23 protein-coding genes are annotated in these 15,440 nt (G+C 38.0%); 22 read left to right on the forward strand and 1 reads right to left on the reverse strand.

All coding sequences use genetic code 11. The annotated features are described in order from the left end of the window. The first annotated feature begins 1 nt into the window (after position 1). From KQA_RS0203375 to KQA_RS0203390, 4 genes are all read left to right on the forward strand, one after another. Positions 2-976 (forward strand): hypothetical protein, encoded by a 975-nt coding sequence (locus tag KQA_RS0203375; RefSeq protein WP_010178075.1) that lies wholly within the window; start codon positions 2-4, stop codon positions 974-976. Further along, positions 976-1,905, forward strand: coding sequence for a zonular occludens toxin domain-containing protein (locus KQA_RS0203380; protein WP_010178077.1), 930 nt, complete (start codon positions 976-978; stop codon positions 1,903-1,905). The genes KQA_RS0203375 and KQA_RS0203380 overlap by 1 nt, the downstream gene beginning before the upstream one ends. A gap of 168 nt (positions 1,906-2,073) precedes the next feature. Continuing rightward, complete coding sequence (locus KQA_RS0203385) at positions 2,074-3,555, forward strand: Fic family protein (RefSeq protein WP_010178080.1); 1,482 nt, start codon at positions 2,074-2,076, stop codon at positions 3,553-3,555. A gap of 1 nt (position 3,556) precedes the next feature. Next, positions 3,557-4,555, forward strand: coding sequence for an SMEK domain-containing protein (locus KQA_RS0203390; RefSeq protein WP_010178082.1), 999 nt, complete (start codon positions 3,557-3,559; stop codon positions 4,553-4,555). A 1-nt stretch (position 4,556) separates the two neighbouring features. Here the strand turns inward: KQA_RS0203390 and KQA_RS0203395 are convergent, their stop codons facing one another. Further along, a complete protein-coding gene (locus KQA_RS0203395) occupies positions 4,557-5,126 on the reverse strand; it encodes a hypothetical protein (protein WP_010178083.1) in 570 nt (189 codons plus the stop codon). 145 nt (positions 5,127-5,271) lie between these two features. On the opposite strand from KQA_RS0203395, the gene KQA_RS20465 reads away from it, so the two are divergent. The 18 genes from KQA_RS20465 to KQA_RS0203485 all read left to right on the forward strand — a co-directional run bounded on the left by KQA_RS20465 (position 5,272) and on the right by KQA_RS0203485 (position 15,225). Further along, entirely contained in the window at positions 5,272-5,442 is a 171-nt protein-coding gene (locus KQA_RS20465) for a hypothetical protein (RefSeq protein ID WP_198283098.1), read from the forward strand. A gap of 70 nt (positions 5,443-5,512) precedes the next feature. Further along, complete coding sequence (locus KQA_RS0203405) at positions 5,513-6,424, forward strand: hypothetical protein (protein ID WP_010178085.1); 912 nt, start codon at positions 5,513-5,515, stop codon at positions 6,422-6,424. A gap of 99 nt (positions 6,425-6,523) precedes the next feature. After that, complete coding sequence (locus KQA_RS0203410; protein ID WP_010178086.1) at positions 6,524-7,162, forward strand: hypothetical protein; 639 nt, start codon at positions 6,524-6,526, stop codon at positions 7,160-7,162. Positions 7,163-7,415: 253 nt separating this feature from the next. Further along, positions 7,416-7,787, forward strand: coding sequence for a hypothetical protein (locus KQA_RS20665; RefSeq protein ID WP_232285844.1), 372 nt, complete (start codon positions 7,416-7,418; stop codon positions 7,785-7,787). A gap of 1 nt (position 7,788) precedes the next feature. Continuing rightward, complete coding sequence (locus tag KQA_RS0203420; protein WP_010178091.1) at positions 7,789-8,412, forward strand: hypothetical protein; 624 nt, start codon at positions 7,789-7,791, stop codon at positions 8,410-8,412. Next, the gene (locus KQA_RS0203425; protein ID WP_010178093.1) at positions 8,387-8,614 is read left to right on the forward strand and encodes a hypothetical protein; all 228 of its coding nucleotides are present in this window, start codon (positions 8,387-8,389) and stop codon (positions 8,612-8,614) included. The genes KQA_RS0203420 and KQA_RS0203425 overlap by 26 nt, the downstream gene beginning before the upstream one ends. A gap of 5 nt (positions 8,615-8,619) precedes the next feature. Then, positions 8,620-9,087 (forward strand): hypothetical protein, encoded by a 468-nt coding sequence (locus KQA_RS0203430; RefSeq protein WP_010178094.1) that lies wholly within the window; start codon positions 8,620-8,622, stop codon positions 9,085-9,087. Beyond that, complete coding sequence (locus KQA_RS0203435; RefSeq protein WP_010178096.1) at positions 9,088-9,846, forward strand: hypothetical protein; 759 nt, start codon at positions 9,088-9,090, stop codon at positions 9,844-9,846. After that, the gene (locus KQA_RS0203440; protein WP_010178098.1) at positions 9,839-11,425 is read left to right on the forward strand and encodes a YncE family protein; all 1,587 of its coding nucleotides are present in this window, start codon (positions 9,839-9,841) and stop codon (positions 11,423-11,425) included. The genes KQA_RS0203435 and KQA_RS0203440 overlap by 8 nt, the downstream gene beginning before the upstream one ends. Next, positions 11,409-11,846, forward strand: a complete 438-nt coding sequence (locus KQA_RS0203445) for a TIGR02594 family protein (RefSeq protein WP_010178101.1) — start codon at positions 11,409-11,411, stop codon at positions 11,844-11,846. The genes KQA_RS0203440 and KQA_RS0203445 overlap by 17 nt, the downstream gene beginning before the upstream one ends. An 11-nt stretch (positions 11,847-11,857) precedes the next feature. After that, a complete protein-coding gene (locus tag KQA_RS0203450; RefSeq protein WP_010178103.1) occupies positions 11,858-12,349 on the forward strand; it encodes a hypothetical protein in 492 nt (163 codons plus the stop codon). A gap of 3 nt (positions 12,350-12,352) precedes the next feature. Further along, the gene (locus tag KQA_RS0203455; protein ID WP_010178105.1) at positions 12,353-12,535 is read left to right on the forward strand and encodes a hypothetical protein; all 183 of its coding nucleotides are present in this window, start codon (positions 12,353-12,355) and stop codon (positions 12,533-12,535) included. Next, positions 12,535-12,981, forward strand: coding sequence for a hypothetical protein (locus tag KQA_RS0203460; RefSeq protein ID WP_010178107.1), 447 nt, complete (start codon positions 12,535-12,537; stop codon positions 12,979-12,981). The genes KQA_RS0203455 and KQA_RS0203460 overlap by 1 nt, the downstream gene beginning before the upstream one ends. After that, positions 12,978-13,466: a hypothetical protein gene (locus KQA_RS0203465; RefSeq protein WP_010178109.1), complete on the forward strand. Its 489-nt coding sequence runs from the start codon at positions 12,978-12,980 to the stop codon at positions 13,464-13,466. The genes KQA_RS0203460 and KQA_RS0203465 overlap by 4 nt, the downstream gene beginning before the upstream one ends. A gap of 1 nt (position 13,467) precedes the next feature. Then, positions 13,468-13,989: a hypothetical protein gene (locus KQA_RS0203470; protein WP_029209438.1), complete on the forward strand. Its 522-nt coding sequence runs from the start codon at positions 13,468-13,470 to the stop codon at positions 13,987-13,989. A gap of 9 nt (positions 13,990-13,998) precedes the next feature. After that, complete coding sequence (locus KQA_RS0203475; RefSeq protein ID WP_010178113.1) at positions 13,999-14,499, forward strand: peptidoglycan-binding domain-containing protein; 501 nt, start codon at positions 13,999-14,001, stop codon at positions 14,497-14,499. After that, positions 14,496-14,999 (forward strand): hypothetical protein, encoded by a 504-nt coding sequence (locus tag KQA_RS0203480; protein ID WP_010178115.1) that lies wholly within the window; start codon positions 14,496-14,498, stop codon positions 14,997-14,999. Before KQA_RS0203475 ends, KQA_RS0203480 begins: the two co-directional genes overlap by 4 nt. Then, positions 14,977-15,225: a hypothetical protein gene (locus KQA_RS0203485; RefSeq protein WP_010178117.1), complete on the forward strand. Its 249-nt coding sequence runs from the start codon at positions 14,977-14,979 to the stop codon at positions 15,223-15,225. Before KQA_RS0203480 ends, KQA_RS0203485 begins: the two co-directional genes overlap by 23 nt. Positions 15,226-15,440: the final 215 nt, after the last annotated feature.

Below are 15,440 nucleotides of genomic sequence, written 5' to 3' on the forward strand. Positions count from 1 at the left end.
TATGCAAGATAACATCGCAAAAGAGGTACAAGATGCCCTTACCGCAAGCCCAGAAGAAATTAATTTTGAACAGCTTCAAAACGAAGATAGCAGTCCGCTCAATCAGCCTGTTATAGAAAAAGATATAGGTGGCGAACGTCCTGTTGAAACCGAAGAGGAAAAACAAAAAAGCTGGAATGTCTGGAAACCAGAACAAGAGCAGAAAACGCTAGAAGAATTAGAACCTACACGCAGCGGAAATACCCAAACAGACTTTAGAAGTTCGGTTGAAGCAAAGGTCGAAAAAGAGAAAGCACAAGAACCACTTGATGCTCCAGAACAAGATATCAATGGAAACGGATTTGATACAGATGAGGATGATACAGTAACCGACCAAGATTTTGAAGTTCCGCTCGCGCAAGCAAATCAGGCGGCTGATGCTATTTTAGGAATGTCCAACAACGTTCTTGCTGTAGGTGGTGGTTACTTCGTTAAAATCAAAAAACATCAGGAGTTCTATGAGTTTGAAGAAATCATTCAAGTTGTAGACCAGCAGAATGATAAGAATGTTGAGCGCATAAAACTCGACACAGAAGACCAAGCACTTCTGAGACCATTACTGGCTCAAGTACTACGAAAGAAAGCGAAAAAACTCACTCCAGAACAGCAACTAATGGGTGCGATTATTTCTATTTTAATTAAAAAAGCACAAGTGGTTATGGAAGTGCGTGCAGAAAATAGTCTTCTTGAAAACCGTATTCTCGATATTGTTCGTCAGGAAAAAGGAGAAACAGAAGTTGATGATATTGAGGAGGAAGATTCTGAGGAAGCTGAAAAGAATAACGAATATGCTTTCGCGAAAGCAGAGTCGGAAAAAGAACCTATTCAAGAAAAAATCAGTAAACCAGAATCAACTATCGAAGACATCGAAGCAGAAGAAGTCGATGAAGACCTACCCATTTTAGAAGTTGCCGAAGAACTACAAAACAATTCGTAATGGCTGGAACTACATCTAATCGCGGTCGTAAACCTATTACTTATAAAAAGGAAGATTTAGAACGCCAACCAATGATTATGCTAGTTTGTGGCGAAACAGGCGTTGGTAAGACCTACCGTAACAAACAAGAGATTAAGCATTATATGATGGACCATCTCGTGATGGGCAAAAAAGGTCGTAAAGTGTTGGCTTTTGATACCAATGATGATGATTATCCGCAATTCAGAACTGTGAGTCCTAATCATCTCAAAGCACTTACAAAGGTATCATCAAGACGCATTCGTCCATTTAATCCAGACGGTTCGCCTATGGATAATGACCAGAAAAAAGAAGTCATTACCAAAATTATGAAGCACTACAAAAATGGGCTTGTCGTCCTGGACGACATCGACCATTATATGACAGGTGCAAAAGGGCAATCGATGATAGGTGCATTGTGTACTGTTCGTCACAAAGGAATTGATATTGTACTTACCCATCAATCTGTTGCAAAAATTACCACTTCTGAATGGCAAAACTGTACGTGGTTACGATTGCATCATCAGGTAGATGATGTGACGCGTTACCGAGAGCGCATACCAAAATATCAAATGGTACGCATCGCGCAGCTCATTGTAGACGAGCAATACGAATTATGTTCCAATGCCTTTGCAATGGGTAAAATTACCGAGCAACAGTATAAGATTCAAAAAAGCTTTTTTGTCTACGTTAATATGCGAGAGCAACGTATTAAAGGTTGCAGTCGCGCTGCCTTCATTAGAGCCTGTAAAAAGTTTATTGACCAGGAAGAAGGTCGAAAAGTGAAAATGTTGCTTAATGAACAGGACTTTGAAGGTAATAATATCTACAAAACCAAAAATGAGGCGATTGTAAAATTGATTTCAGATAAACTTCGTTACCACGAAAATGGATTGACCAGCCCTATATAGTGGAAAATATTTATCAGATTCATTTGCATAGTGGAAAATATTTGTCAAAAAACTATTTTTCTGATGTTTTACTGGAAAATAGTCAAATCTATTATATTGGAAAATATTTGACAAAAAAATAGTTATAATGGAAAATATTTATCAAATTCGTGCTTTGATATCATTATAATGGAAAAAAGTAAGCCTATACATCTTCAAGAAATCATTTATGGTTCACCAGAATCAAATGTTTCAAGACAAATATCCAAACTTGAGAAAGAAGGAAAAATTAGAAAGATAGCTTCTCGTATCTACACCAGTAACCTAGAAGATACGCCAGAAGATATCATACAGCGTAATATATTCCCTATTTTAGGAAACCAATATCCAGGAGCTGTATTAAGTCATCGCTCTGCTTTTGAATTTACGCCTACGTCAACAAATCAATTATTTGTCACCTACAAATACACTAAAAAGGTAAAACTTCCAGGAATAACTATTCGGTTTATGGAAGGCTCAAAAGCCATTGAGGGTGATACTTCATTTTCTGGCGAACTTATGGTATCACAACGCGAGCGCGCCTTATTAGAAAACCTACAAGTCTCCAGACAAACAGGTGGCGACTCAAAGACACTTACCTATCCTGAAATAGAAGAGAAACTAGAAAAAATTATTCGAGTTAATGGTGAAGCCGAATTAAACGGCGTTAGAGATAGAGCTCGTGATATTGCCGAACAACTTGGGATGCAAAAAGAGTTTGAAAAACTGAACAAGATTATAAGTGCCTTATTAACTACGCATCCTGCAACTACTTTGAAATCACCTTTGGCAGTAGCCAGAGCAAATAATTTGCCTTACGACCCAGCGCGTATCCAATTGTTTGAAACACTTTTTAAAGCACTCAAAAAAGAAGAGTTTAAAAACCGTGAAGAGCAAAATACTACAACCAGAGCGTACCGAAACTTTGCTTTCTATGAAAGCTACTTTTCAAACTATATAGAAGGTACTGTTTTTGAAATTGATACAGCCAAACGCATCATTGCCACACAGCAACCATTGCCTGCACGTAATGAAGATTCGCACGATGTTTTAGGAACATATCAATTAGCATCCAATAAACAAGAAATGCGCGTGTTGCCCTATTCTGGAGAAAATCTCATTGAAATTTTAAAATACCGACACGCTATTTTACTAAGTGCTAGAGCAGATAAAAAGCCCGGTATTTTTAAAGACAAAAACAATCAAGCGGGCAACACCTCTTTTGTAGATATGGAACTGGTTAACGGAACGCTCATACAAAGTTTTGATTTTTACAAAGCGCTTGTACATCCTTTTGCAAAAGCTGCATACATAATGTTTGTAGTAAGCGAGGTGCATCCGTTTTTAGATGGTAATGGACGTATGGCTCGTATAATGATGAATGCAGAATTATCCGCAGCAAACCACACTAAAATTATCATACCAACCGTATATCGAGAAGATTACTTAGGTGGTTTACGCAAGCTTACGCGAAATAATGACCCAGAAGTATACATCCGAATGTTGAATCGCGCCCAGGCTTTTAGCCATACACTTCTGGGTGATGATATGGAGCAAATGGAAGCTACTCTTGAAGCTAGTAACGCATTTAAGGAAAGTAATGAAGGGGTTTTGAAGATAATAGAAGAATAAAATGATAAGTAGAGGTTCTTTAATCGGCAAGATAGTAGACGATATTTCATCTTTGAAATATCAGATAGAGACACGTAATAAATTAGGATATACTGACCTTACTCTCTTTTGTGAGGATTTCATCAAAGAAGTTCTAAATATCACCTTCAACTTAAACCTTAAAAATTTAAACCAAATAAGGTCAAATAATCCAGGTTTAGATTTAGGAGATAAAAGAGAAGAAATTGCTTTTCAAGTGACTTCATCTAACACGAGTAAAAAAGTGAACGATACACTTCAAAAGATTACAGAGCAACAAAAGAAAGATTTTACAAAATTCAAAATAATAGTAATTGGCAAAAAACAATCTTCATATTCATTAAAACCAAGCAATATTAAATTTGATATCGATACGGATATTATTGACTTGGACGACTTACTAAAGTATGTAGTAATTTTAGATTTAGAAAAGCTAAGCGCACTTTACGATTTGTTCAAGCTTGAGTTTCGTTCGGTGAAAATTGAATTAGAAGTTGTCGATACAGAAGGAAATTTTGAAAGCTCTTATACTAACATTGCAGAAAAGGTGCCAAATAGCCCTCCAAAGAATGCTCTTAAGTATCTTCTTGAAAGGAATAAGCATTATGATGAAAGCTTCAAGGAATTATTAGATTTATATAGGCGTTTATCAAGAGTCCCTAAAATATCCAGAGAATTATTGTTTTACATTGCAGATAGAGGTAAGATTAAAAACTTCAATTCTCATTTTTGTATAATACCAGAAATTTTAGAAAGGATTTTCAGAATAACTCAAAAGGAACTTATTGTAGATATTAATATTTTGGAAAATGAAGGCTTGGTTTATATCAATGATGACGACATAGACGGAAGACCTGTTCCTCAAGTAGAAATATCAGATGAGCACCTTAATTTAATATTTCATCATCTGATAGAAAAAGAAGAATCTATCCGAACACTCTTGAATACAATGGATTTTACAATTCTTGATGAAGAAGAATAATTTAAGAATGCTTACCAGTAATAGGTTTCAAATCTCTTGCAAACTTCAATTCTAGAATCGAAACCAAGTCGTGCATTTCTGGTTCAAAATGATAGGCGTGTAAACGGACATCTAAACCAAACTCTCTAGCCCAATAGAATAATTGCAAACCTTGCGTTCTTGCAACCTTGTAATATCCTAAATGCTGGATTACTCTTCCATAAAAGTTACGCTTCACCTTTCCTACATATAAAATACGAGAATCTTGATTATATCTTTTTTTCAAGGCAGGAACCGATTTAGAACCTTCCAGAATTTTATAAGCTCTCATACATTCCCTTACTGCGCCTGAATCCTGAGTGGAAATAATTTCAAAGAAATATAGAACTGGACCAGTAAAATTTGTCACTTCTTCGAAAAAGCCTTTATGCTCTGGTGATTTCCTTATGTCATTATCATTCCAATCTAATAATTCGCTGCACTTAAAATCGTATTGAATATACCCAGAACTTCCATTAATCTGCACATTTTTTAAGTGGTTAGATAGTCTTCCTGCAGCTGCTTTGATTTCGTTTTCTATTTTTTCTTTCATAACCTGTAAAATACAATTTAAATAGCATCCCGTTCCAAAGTCCCTTTCGCGACAGCGGAAAAACAACTACCTCTTCCCAACTTCGCAGTCTATCAAGGTTTAGAGACCTCGCCAAAAATTCAAAAATCAATAAACAACAAAACGAATGGCAAACAACAAAGACATCGCCTGGACACCAATTCTCTATTGTGTGGGAGCAGGTATTGCTGGACTCGCATTAGGAACATTTTTGGTCGCTCCAATGGTTCAAAAGATGAAGGCAAAAAAGATAGCCGAAAACAAAAAGAAAGCTATCGCTAGTCCTACAAAAAAGTAGTGTTTAGAGACACTCGTGGACACTTTAAAAAAGTTTCATCCTGTGAATACAGGCAAAAAAGACAATTAAAATGAGTGATTATAACGACGAATTAATGCGTTACGAAGAAGCTGCTGAAGACCAGTATGATGACTACGATAACGACGAATTATATGATGACGAAGAAGACGACTTCGATTCTGGATTTGAAGGATTAGAAGACGGCTACGATGACGAGTACGAAGATGAGTACGACGATTATGACGACTATGCCGATGAAGGCGAGTATGATGAAGAGGCGTATGATGATTACACACGTTCAAGCATCGGGAAAATAGACCCTAACGACAGAACTTTAACGGTAGTTGTAACCAATAAATCTGGAGCAGCTGCTGAGGCAGTTATCTTTGGTGGTAACGCAGAAGCGGCACAACCCAATGGTGTCTCTGTAGATATAGAAGAGTCTAGCCATAAAGAAGTGCGAGAAGAGAGTAAATCAAATCCGTTTAAAATTGCGGGAATGAAATACTCGGTGAGTAATGCGCTTCAGTTTGACAACGTACTACGTATTGACCGTAGAACGGCATCTGGTTCTAAGACCACACGTGTGTACCAACCACGTAATGCAACATCACCGCAAAACTTTACCCAGCAACTTATTGATGACGATAACTTCGAGATGGATGTTACAGGTCAGGATTCGCTACGTGTAGTTGTAGAAGACGGCGTAACGGCGGTATTTACTTTCACTATCAAAGCGAGAGCAAATCTGGGCAACCTTTTAAAAGGAAGCAACGTAGCCGAACTTTCAAGAGCACCTAGAACAACAGGATTGCCACAACTGGATTTGATTCGTAGACGCCGACCTACAGCTTTAGGCTTACGCCGTAAACGTAAAGTAAGACGTATACGTAGACGACCATCTCCTAGAGTGCGCTACATCCGTAAACCAGCGCCGCGTAGAAGAGTGCCTACGAGACTCGTGAGACGTAAAAGACGATAGTCTGTAACTTGCAGGCGCGACTTTGCTACCCATTACCAGACAGCCAGAGTCGGTTTCCCCCAAACCATTAACTCTGGCTGTTTTTATATCTAAAACACTATGAAGCAAGCAGAAACACATACGCTAGGACAAAATAGAATAGACTACATCGTGTATCACAATGCAAGCGCAGTATCTCATCTATTAGAGCAATACGGTTTCGAGGCTCCAAAAAACCCTTTACATCTTGCCAAAGCAATTAAAGAGCTTACGCGAAAGAAAGGTAGAAAGGTCATAAAGGAACTTATCCAGCTACATCCAGATAAAGAAGCAATTCTTAAACTTAATATGCTTAAAGAAGATAACTTCTGTGGTGCGTGTAGCAACGATTCATACAATGCCGAAGGTAACTTCTGTAAAGCCTGTGGACACTCGAACTATTCTGGAACTGGAGATGAAGACAGTTTTTTGAGTCAGTTTGAAAATTATAAAGACCGAGAGTTAGAACGGTATTACCAAACAATCGTCAAAAAATCGAACGCAAATCCACAAGACAAAAATCTTGCACAGGAAGTGCAAATGGTCTGGAACGAAATCAGAACCAGAAAACTCGCCCTAAAAAAAGAAGAAGCAACCCAAACTGAAGCCCCAAAAAACTTTAGCATTACTAAAGATGAACTTATTCTCTTCGGAGTGGTATTCATTGCTGGTGCATTGGTAGGTCACGGTTTAAAATTCAATTTCAGTAATGTCAAATAAACAATCACAATACAATCAGGCGATAGATAACCTTACCTATCTGGTACTCAACTACCCCAAGCCTGTACAAGAACTACTCGCCGAAAGCAATGTATTCTTTCAAGGAAAACCCTCAAAAGAACAGCTTATCAATGAAGTGGTAGAACTTCTAAAGGATGGAGATTCCGCTTTCGCAAAAGCACTAGAAAATTTAATCCAAAAGTTTTCTTCACAAGAGAATGACCAGTTCTGGGGTGCTATTGCCAAAGGTGCCGTGGGCATTTTAGGCGGATTATTCAAAAAGAAAAAACGTAGAGGCTCATCTAGTAATGCAGGTGCGGCACAAGCTGCACAGGCTAGAGCAGCTGCACAAGCGGCAGCTGCCAAAAGAGATATGGAAATGCGTATGCAACGTATGCGAGAAGAGCAGGAACGCAGGCGTCGTGAAGCGGAAGAACGTCGTAGGCGTGAAGAAGAACGCCGTCGGGAAGAAGCCAAACAAAAAGCCGAAGCCGCCCAAAAGAAAACCAATATGATGCTAATGATAGGCGGTGGTGTCGTGGCTTTAGGAATAGGCGCCGTAGTATTAATGAAATCGGGACGTCCTGCAATGCCTTACGCACCACCGATGCAAATACCTAAATAGTATGGTAAACACTTTTGCAATAACCGATTACGACGTGTATCAGGATGAAGCGTTTGATAATTACAGAAGACGACCGCGTCGCGCACATAGAAAACGTTTTTCAAAACGAAACTTTAGAAACAGTCGTGTGACGCGCTACCCAAAACTAAGCAGACCGCCACGAAATATTAGGTACGCAACTATAAAAAGGCGACCAAAAGTCGTGGTTAGAAAACCTAGAATTATCCGTGGGCGTCCTCTCAAGTTACCACCTATAAAAGTTAGACCTGCATATCAAATAAAACCTGCTGTTTTACCAAGAACCATTGTAAAACAAAAACCAGCGATTATAAAAAAGAAGGTAAAACCTGTTGTAAAAAAGAAAACACCCATCAACCATTTAATTAAAAAGACGAATCCAAAACAGGTTAAAAAACCACTATCAAAAGTCTCTAAAGCTGATGTTAAGCAAATAAAAACTCAGCAAGTGGAAGCTACTAAAAAAGCTATACAGTCCGATTCAAAAAGCGGGAAGCTTATCAAAGTAGTTGCTATTGTAGGTGTAGTTGGTATTACAGGGTTTGGCATTTATAAATTCATTCAATTCAAAAAACAAAACAATGGACATATTAGCACAAGTAAATGAAACGGACACCGAGCAACCAGGCGACATTAATGATGGCTTTTTAAGTGCATCTATAAAAAACGTTGGAGAAGGTAAAGCTTTAGTTAACGGTGTTGTTTTGATTCCTGGCGAAGCAAAAGGTTACCCTTTTGTAGGTAAAGGTTACAAGAAAATCTCCTATGACCCAGGTGCTTCTACTTTACGAATAATGGCAATCTATTAAGGTTTATGATTACAGGAGAAACAGAACAATTACTGGATGACCATTTTATCGAAGATTACGACGACTTTTTTGGTAATAAAAAGAAACGTCGTGCTCGTAGAGCTGCTCGCAAAGCAAAACGACTACAACGCAGAACCATAAGACGTTCAGCACCTAAACGTATTGAGCGTAGAGCGAAACGGAAGCAGTTTTTTAAAGATGTTGGTCAGGTATATAATGACATAGGAGGTGCAACAGCTATCGGTGCGGCCATTGACTCGTTCACAAGACCAAAGTTACCTTCAGATTATAACACTAATACTTCAGAACCGACTTCAGACTATTCAATAGATGTAGGTGCGCCTTCAGAACCTGAAGAAGAGAAAAAAGGCTTCCCAACGGTGGTCTATGTATTAGGAGGTGTAGTCGTCGTTGGTGTCATTGGACTAGCTGTAATGAGTAGTCAAAAGAACAAATCTTATCAATCCTACTAAGTGATAACAACGATACCATCAAATAAAGAGCGCTTTCGTATTCGGCTAACGGTTTTGGCTCGAATGCCTTTTCAGTTAGGTATTCGTGTGTACGACCCTAGATATGCTAATTCCTATTATTTCAGAAGAAAGGCAACTTTCGCGAAAGCGGGAATTAAAAGAGAATTTATCATCTCACTTCCAGTTTCTCCAGAAGTCTTGGAAATGGAAGTATTTGATAAAAATGCACAAGATGATGATGCGTTTGAGATTGTGAATGTGAAGATTGAAAAAATGAAACCTATTGAGATGTGGGCTACAGATGACCAACATCGTTATTTGGAATTTGCGATACAGTTTGCTCAAAAAGCAGGTTATGTACCACCAGGATTTTACGATAGTACAGACCACGAGTTTTTGTTTCAGTATTTGCCTAAAATTACTGATGCCTTTGGTAGCGAACTGGTAACACCAGCAAGAACACATCGTAAAATGCCGAGAGTTCAAATTTCACAGCGTTTATTTAAGTCCTACACCATTCCTATACGTGTTGCCATTTTAGCTCACGAAGGCTGTCATTGGTTCTTAAATACCCGTAGTCAAACGACTGCAGATTTATGCGGGATGAAGCAATATTTAGATTATGGTTTTCCGACTATTGAAGCTGTTTATGCGGTGACGAAAGTCTTTGGTAAAAATCCTGAAATGGTCGGTGCATCCCAAATAGAACGCACTAAAGATGTCATCAACTTTATAGAAAATTACAGAGTAAATGCGTAAAACAAGATTTAACTGGTTAGAGAAGCAAAAGGCAATAAACAGCTTCTACAAAAAACTACAAAAGGATACCGAGGTTACGCAAATTACCGTAACTAATCATACCGACGACATACAAAAAGTATGCCTATGGGGAGCTAATGCTTGTCTCCCACTTACAGACCCAATGCAAATAGAGCGTTCATTTACTAAAGAAGTATTGGTTCAAAAACATCCACAAGGCGTGATTTATAATGCAGTAAATGACGCATTTTACTGTATTAATCAGCTTTCAGATTCCGTGTCGGTAATAAGCAGTACTGGTGATGTGATTACCACTATCGATTTATCAAAAAACCCAATAGCTTCTGAAGGCGAAGATGATGGGTCAGCAAGGTTTTCTAATCAAGGTCTTGGTGTATTGCCTGGAGCCATAAGTCCATCCGCAATTACTGTAAATTCAAATGAAAGCAGTTTACAATATGGAACTATAGCAGTTGCTTGCTCCGTATCAAACGAAGTAGTTTTCATTTCTCCCGATAATGAAATCATTGAAAGAAGTAATACTGGTGTAAGACCTGTTGATGTTGTTTTTAACCCCAAAGATGGATGTTATTACACTGCTAATATTACATCTGGCACAATAACCAAAATATGCGCACTCAGACGAGCCAATAACCTACCACGTGTAGAAGGCGTAAAGTCATTAGGCGTTGACACGAATACTGGAGATTTATTTGTACACACTATTACTGATGGGAGAATTAACGTTTATGACCTTTCAGGAAACTTTAAAAGTAGTGTGGGTGCAACTGTAGAAGAGAACATTTACTTTGCCTTCAATCCAGAAAATGGATTGATGTACATTTCCTTTTATGAAGGTAAAACCGTGCTTGTATATGATGCTGTACAATCCAAGACAATTACAAAAATACCTTTGCGTAAAAGTCCATCGGTTATGGCATTTAATCCTCATAATAACTTAATCTATGTAGGATGTACTGAAAATCAAACGGTAACAAGAATCACTACTGCAAACGAAATTCAAGATGTAATTAAGTTAAGCGGTTTTACAAGTCATATAGCAATAAGTTCAAAAGAAGATGTTATTGCTGTGAGCGATACTGAAAGTGATACCGTTACTATCACAGGAAACCAAAGTAGCCCAACGGTTACTGTCAATGATGAGTATTACGAATATCGTGAAGACTTCCAGCACAACCCAACACTAATTTCTCATCTAAAAATTGTGGCTTCAGGAGAAGACCGTATAAACGCACTACGGCTCATTGAAAAATCGGTTGCTGGTAAGGAGACGTGTCAAACGCTTTCGTTGAGTAACCATCAAAGTCCACAAAACTTCGGTAATATTTCTGAGGTCTTTGATATTGATGGTGACATCATTGACGGGCATTCTATTTGGTGCTTTAAAATCAATCCTAAACAAGTGGTAACCTTCTTGATATACCACAAACAATTTGAGATGTACAGCGTACTTCCCGAAAAATCAAGAATATCTACTGGTGTGCAAATGAGTAAAGGCATACCAGCATCGTGGCTCGAATACAACGAAAACGAGCCACCAGATGACACAACTTATTAATATCGCCTTAAGCCAATACGGAGTTACGGAAACTGTAGGCAATCAACATAACCAGATTGTTCTTAAATATTTTAAAGAGATTGGTCATACTTGGGTCACTACCGATGAAACTGCTTGGTGTTCTGCCTTTATAAATTGGGTAGCTCATAAAGCCAATGTGGAACGAAGCCATAAACTTACGGCTCGCTCTTGGCTAAAGGTAGGCACTAAAATTAAAGAACCTGAACTTAATGATGTGGTCATATTCTGGCGACATAAAAAGTCGAGCTGGAAAGGTCACGTCGGTCTTTTTATAGGCTATACCGAAGACAAAAAACACATCTACGTCTTAGGTGGAAATCAGAACAATCAAGTCAATATTAAAACCTATCCAACCTATCGTTTGTTGGGCTTTAGACGTTTACAACCAATTAATTTTTAAATCTAAAAGAAATGGAAAAAATAGATTATCTCATCATACAAAGTACTGACACAGGCGAAACTAAAGACTTTGGAAAAGAAGTCATCATAGCAAAACATACGGATTCAAAACGCGATGGTGGTTTTGGCTGGAATCGCCCAGGTATCGATTACTTGATACCGCAAGATGGCTCATTGCAAACCATCATCAATGAAGCTAGTCCAACAACTACCGATTTATGGGGTATCTCCCACGGTAAAAAAGGTATCACAGGTATTGCAAAGCATATTGCATACGTAGGTGGCAGAACACTCAAAGAAGCTTGGGATAAAGACACGCGTACCGATGAACAAAAAGCCACGCTTGAGGCTATTATAAAGTTCTATATACTGCGCTTTCCAGATATCATCATTGCAGGATTTAATGAAATTCCTGCAAAAGCAGATGAAGATAATCCTGGATTTGAAGTTGCAGAGTGGCTACGTGAATTAGAGATTCAAGAGCATAACATTTTCAAAAAATAGCAAATGAAAACGATACTCACTTTAGGTGTAGGTTTTTGGCTGGGTAGGCAGATTTACATCAACTACGATAAACGAACTGCACTCAAAAAAGAAGCACAGTTAAAAGCACGTCTTCAGAAGTTTCTGGAGGACAATGATTTTAGTAAAGCCGAGAGTAAAAAACAAACCCATCGCATCGTAGGATAATGGCCATTCAAATCAACATAGAAAACCGCATTTTTCTTGTACCAGAAGCAGACGACCCGTGTGACTTCTGGACGAGCTATTTTACAAAACTTAAAAGTGAGCTTGGTCAGGAAAATGCAAAAATGATATGGTTGATTACTTGGAAATCTAATGGTTCTACGTCTTGCACCACGAGTCCCAACTTCAATAAATGGTTGCATAAAAACAATCTTGATGTGTCTAATATGGCAACACGTACTATAGCTGATATCTCCGAAATAGGTGGAAACATTTTTGGCTTAGGTAAGAATCTTACAAAGATTCTATCTATTGGAGTTCCCGTAATTCTTGCGGTCGTTTTAGTTGGGATTATTGTTTTGCTTAGAAACACATCAAAAAACGCAGACCTATCAGATGTAGCAATGCTAACACCTGCAGGTCGCGGTTTAAAACTATTAGGCAAATGAGTATTACGTATAAAATTATAGGCGCAAGTGTAGGCACATTATTTATCGGCACAACTTTTCTGTCGTTAAGAAAACGTAGTCGTGATATACGCACTAGCAAATTAATGACTGCTATTCAAGCACAAATTCAGCCTATTACAAATGGACTCAATTCACAAAACGCATTTGATATTCACTTTTTAAACAAGGTATTACAGAGTGTAAATCGTGAAGTTTTGGTTTTAAAAACCAGTACAGCTTCGCGCTATGCTGACCAAATTCATAAGGCTTGGGGAAGCTGGTACCAAGGTGGTGATGACGAAGAACAAGTGTACGGTGTGTTTAGGCAACTAAAAGATAAAGTTCAGGTATCACAGGTGGCAAAAGCCTATCAAGAAACCTATTCTAAAAACCTTATAGATACACTTAAAGACCGTTTTGACAAACAAGAAATAACCATAGTGCTCAACATTGTAAAGGCACTTCCTAACTATAGAACCGCATAAAATGGAACTCTCAAAAACAAGTTGGTGGATGATAGGTGGCGCAGGATTAGGCGTTATCGGTATCGGTGTTTTTGTTACGCTTTCGCGAAAGCATAACAAGCAACAATCAATGGCTTCTGCAACAATAACAGCAATAGGGTCCGGTGTACAAGTTTCTACTGGAAATGTGGGTACCACCAAACAAGAACCCAACTGGAACAGCCCTTTTGATATGAATTATTTAACGGATGTACAGAAATGGGTATCCCCGAAATCAATCCGTGTGTTAGATGATATCTCAGCCAAAAAGTTTGCAAAAATCATTAAAGAAGCCAAAGGTACTTTTAATGACGATGAAGAGGCTGTAAAAGATGTTTTTGGAAAAAAGCTTCGTGATAAAACTCAAGTTGCGAGTCTTTCTAAAGCTTTCTATCAAAGCTATAAAAAGGATATGTGGCAGTACTTAAATAGCTTTTTAAGCCAAAATGAAATGAAGGAGTACGTGTCAAAATATGTACAACGATTACCAAACTATCAATCATAAAACGATACAATGAAACAGATAAAAACGAAACCAAAACCATCATTTGCAAAGAAGAATAAAGATATCCTCGTTGTGGGAGGTGTTATTGTAGTGCTCGCAGGAGCAGCCATCACTTACTACGTAATGAGTAAAAAGAAAGAGAAAAAACAGATTGCTAGCGCCAGCTCATCTACTACAGGAACATCTATACTAAGTGGTACATCTAGTTATCAAACACCACCTTTTATTCCAAGTAGTTCGGGTACGTCAAGTTTAGGTAGTAAACCACCGCAGACCAAAGCTGGTTATCCTATAAAATATGGTAGTCGTCATCCCGATGTAAAAGTGTTACAGCGCTACCTAAAAATTTATAAGGAAGATTTAGGTCGCAGTGGTCCTAAACGAGATGGTGTAGATGGCATTTTTGGTCCTAAAACATCTCGTGCTGCACAAAAAAGATTAAAGAAAACAATCTTTAGCACTACTGATATTGCAGGAATGCGCAAAGCATTGAAAAGTCTAGGAAAATGATGAGCGAGCAAACGATAAATAAAGGATTGATGATAGCTGGTGGATTGCTTGGCTTAGGAATTCTAGGATATCTCTTTTTCAGAGAAAAAGAAGAACGAATCGAAGAAGCTGAATTTACAATAGTTGAAGAGCCTAAACTTGAAAAAATTGAAAAACCAATTATTCAAGAAAAAGTAGTTCCTGTTGTTGAAATGAAACCTATCGCACCTGTAAAAAAGAAAGAAGAAACCATTCTGGTAAAACCAAAAGCTCCACCCGAACCTAATGATGACTTCCCCCTAAAATTGGGTAGCAAAGGTGAACGTGTAAAACAATTGCAGGTGTATCTATTGCGTAATCACGGAAGTCAGGGCATTGTTAATGACACTTTTGATAAAACGATTGAAGAACGTGTCCAGAAATACCTGAAGGTAAAAACCATAACAGCTTCTCTATTTAAGAAATTGAATATAGCTGGCACGAAAAACAAAACAACTAATGACCCAAAAAAGAAGCATTAAAGATTTAATTGATGGTCTGGTGGATAAGGATGGAATTAAAACCGAAGTTACGGTAACACTTACCAATCAGACCTTAACCAAAATTGTACTGGCATTATTGGCTTCTGGCGCCACCATAGTTGTGGTAGCACATTTAACCAAAAATCTATTTCCTAATCATCAAATAGCGTCTTTGCAAGCAGATATTAAAAGCATCAAATCAACCCTAAAATCACAATTAAAATGATAGAAATCTTACAACACATTTCAAATTACCTAAATAGCCTAGACTGGTCATATATTCTGACTTTCATTGTTATTGCTTATGGCCTAAACCATTATCGAGCTACCGACTTTTTCTATGAAGTATTCAAACTAAAAATAGCTACACGTTATCGCGTTTTCATCATCGGGCTGGTTTATGGAATAGCGCTATACTTTATCCGTGGTTATCAGCTTAAA

The sequence above is a fragment of the Aquimarina agarilytica ZC1 genome (genome assembly GCF_000255455.1).
Classification (GTDB): domain Bacteria; phylum Bacteroidota; class Bacteroidia; order Flavobacteriales; family Flavobacteriaceae; genus Aquimarina; species Aquimarina agarilytica.

Bases quoted from the DNA above. Each gene is read 5' to 3' on its own strand.
- KQA_RS0203385 (WP_010178080.1), top strand. From the start codon at position 2,074: ATGGAAAAAAGTAAGCCTATACATCTTCAAGAAATCATTTATGGTTCA.
- KQA_RS0203425 (WP_010178093.1), top strand. From the start codon at position 8,387: ATGGACATATTAGCACAAGTAAATGAAACGGACACCGAGCAACCAGGC.
- KQA_RS0203455 (WP_010178105.1), top strand. From the start codon at position 12,353: ATGAAAACGATACTCACTTTAGGTGTAGGTTTTTGGCTGGGTAGGCAG.
- KQA_RS0203460 (WP_010178107.1), top strand. From the start codon at position 12,535: ATGGCCATTCAAATCAACATAGAAAACCGCATTTTTCTTGTACCAGAA.
- KQA_RS0203430 (WP_010178094.1), top strand. From the start codon at position 8,620: ATGATTACAGGAGAAACAGAACAATTACTGGATGACCATTTTATCGAA.
- KQA_RS20465 (WP_198283098.1), top strand. From the start codon at position 5,272: ATGGCAAACAACAAAGACATCGCCTGGACACCAATTCTCTATTGTGTG.
- KQA_RS0203375 (WP_010178075.1), top strand. From the start codon at position 2: ATGCAAGATAACATCGCAAAAGAGGTACAAGATGCCCTTACCGCAAGC.
- KQA_RS0203480 (WP_010178115.1), top strand. From the start codon at position 14,496: ATGATGAGCGAGCAAACGATAAATAAAGGATTGATGATAGCTGGTGGA.
- KQA_RS0203420 (WP_010178091.1), top strand. From the start codon at position 7,789: ATGGTAAACACTTTTGCAATAACCGATTACGACGTGTATCAGGATGAA.
- KQA_RS0203470 (WP_029209438.1), top strand. From the start codon at position 13,468: ATGGAACTCTCAAAAACAAGTTGGTGGATGATAGGTGGCGCAGGATTA.
- KQA_RS0203445 (WP_010178101.1), top strand. From the start codon at position 11,409: ATGACACAACTTATTAATATCGCCTTAAGCCAATACGGAGTTACGGAA.
- KQA_RS0203380 (WP_010178077.1), top strand. From the start codon at position 976: ATGGCTGGAACTACATCTAATCGCGGTCGTAAACCTATTACTTATAAA.
- KQA_RS0203485 (WP_010178117.1), top strand. From the start codon at position 14,977: ATGACCCAAAAAAGAAGCATTAAAGATTTAATTGATGGTCTGGTGGAT.
- KQA_RS0203465 (WP_010178109.1), top strand. From the start codon at position 12,978: ATGAGTATTACGTATAAAATTATAGGCGCAAGTGTAGGCACATTATTT.
- KQA_RS0203395 (WP_010178083.1), bottom strand. From the start codon at position 5,126: ATGAAAGAAAAAATAGAAAACGAAATCAAAGCAGCTGCAGGAAGACTA.
- KQA_RS0203440 (WP_010178098.1), top strand. From the start codon at position 9,839: ATGCGTAAAACAAGATTTAACTGGTTAGAGAAGCAAAAGGCAATAAAC.
- KQA_RS0203390 (WP_010178082.1), top strand. From the start codon at position 3,557: ATGATAAGTAGAGGTTCTTTAATCGGCAAGATAGTAGACGATATTTCA.
- KQA_RS0203475 (WP_010178113.1), top strand. From the start codon at position 13,999: ATGAAACAGATAAAAACGAAACCAAAACCATCATTTGCAAAGAAGAAT.
- KQA_RS0203410 (WP_010178086.1), top strand. From the start codon at position 6,524: ATGAAGCAAGCAGAAACACATACGCTAGGACAAAATAGAATAGACTAC.
- KQA_RS0203450 (WP_010178103.1), top strand. From the start codon at position 11,858: ATGGAAAAAATAGATTATCTCATCATACAAAGTACTGACACAGGCGAA.
- KQA_RS0203405 (WP_010178085.1), top strand. From the start codon at position 5,513: ATGAGTGATTATAACGACGAATTAATGCGTTACGAAGAAGCTGCTGAA.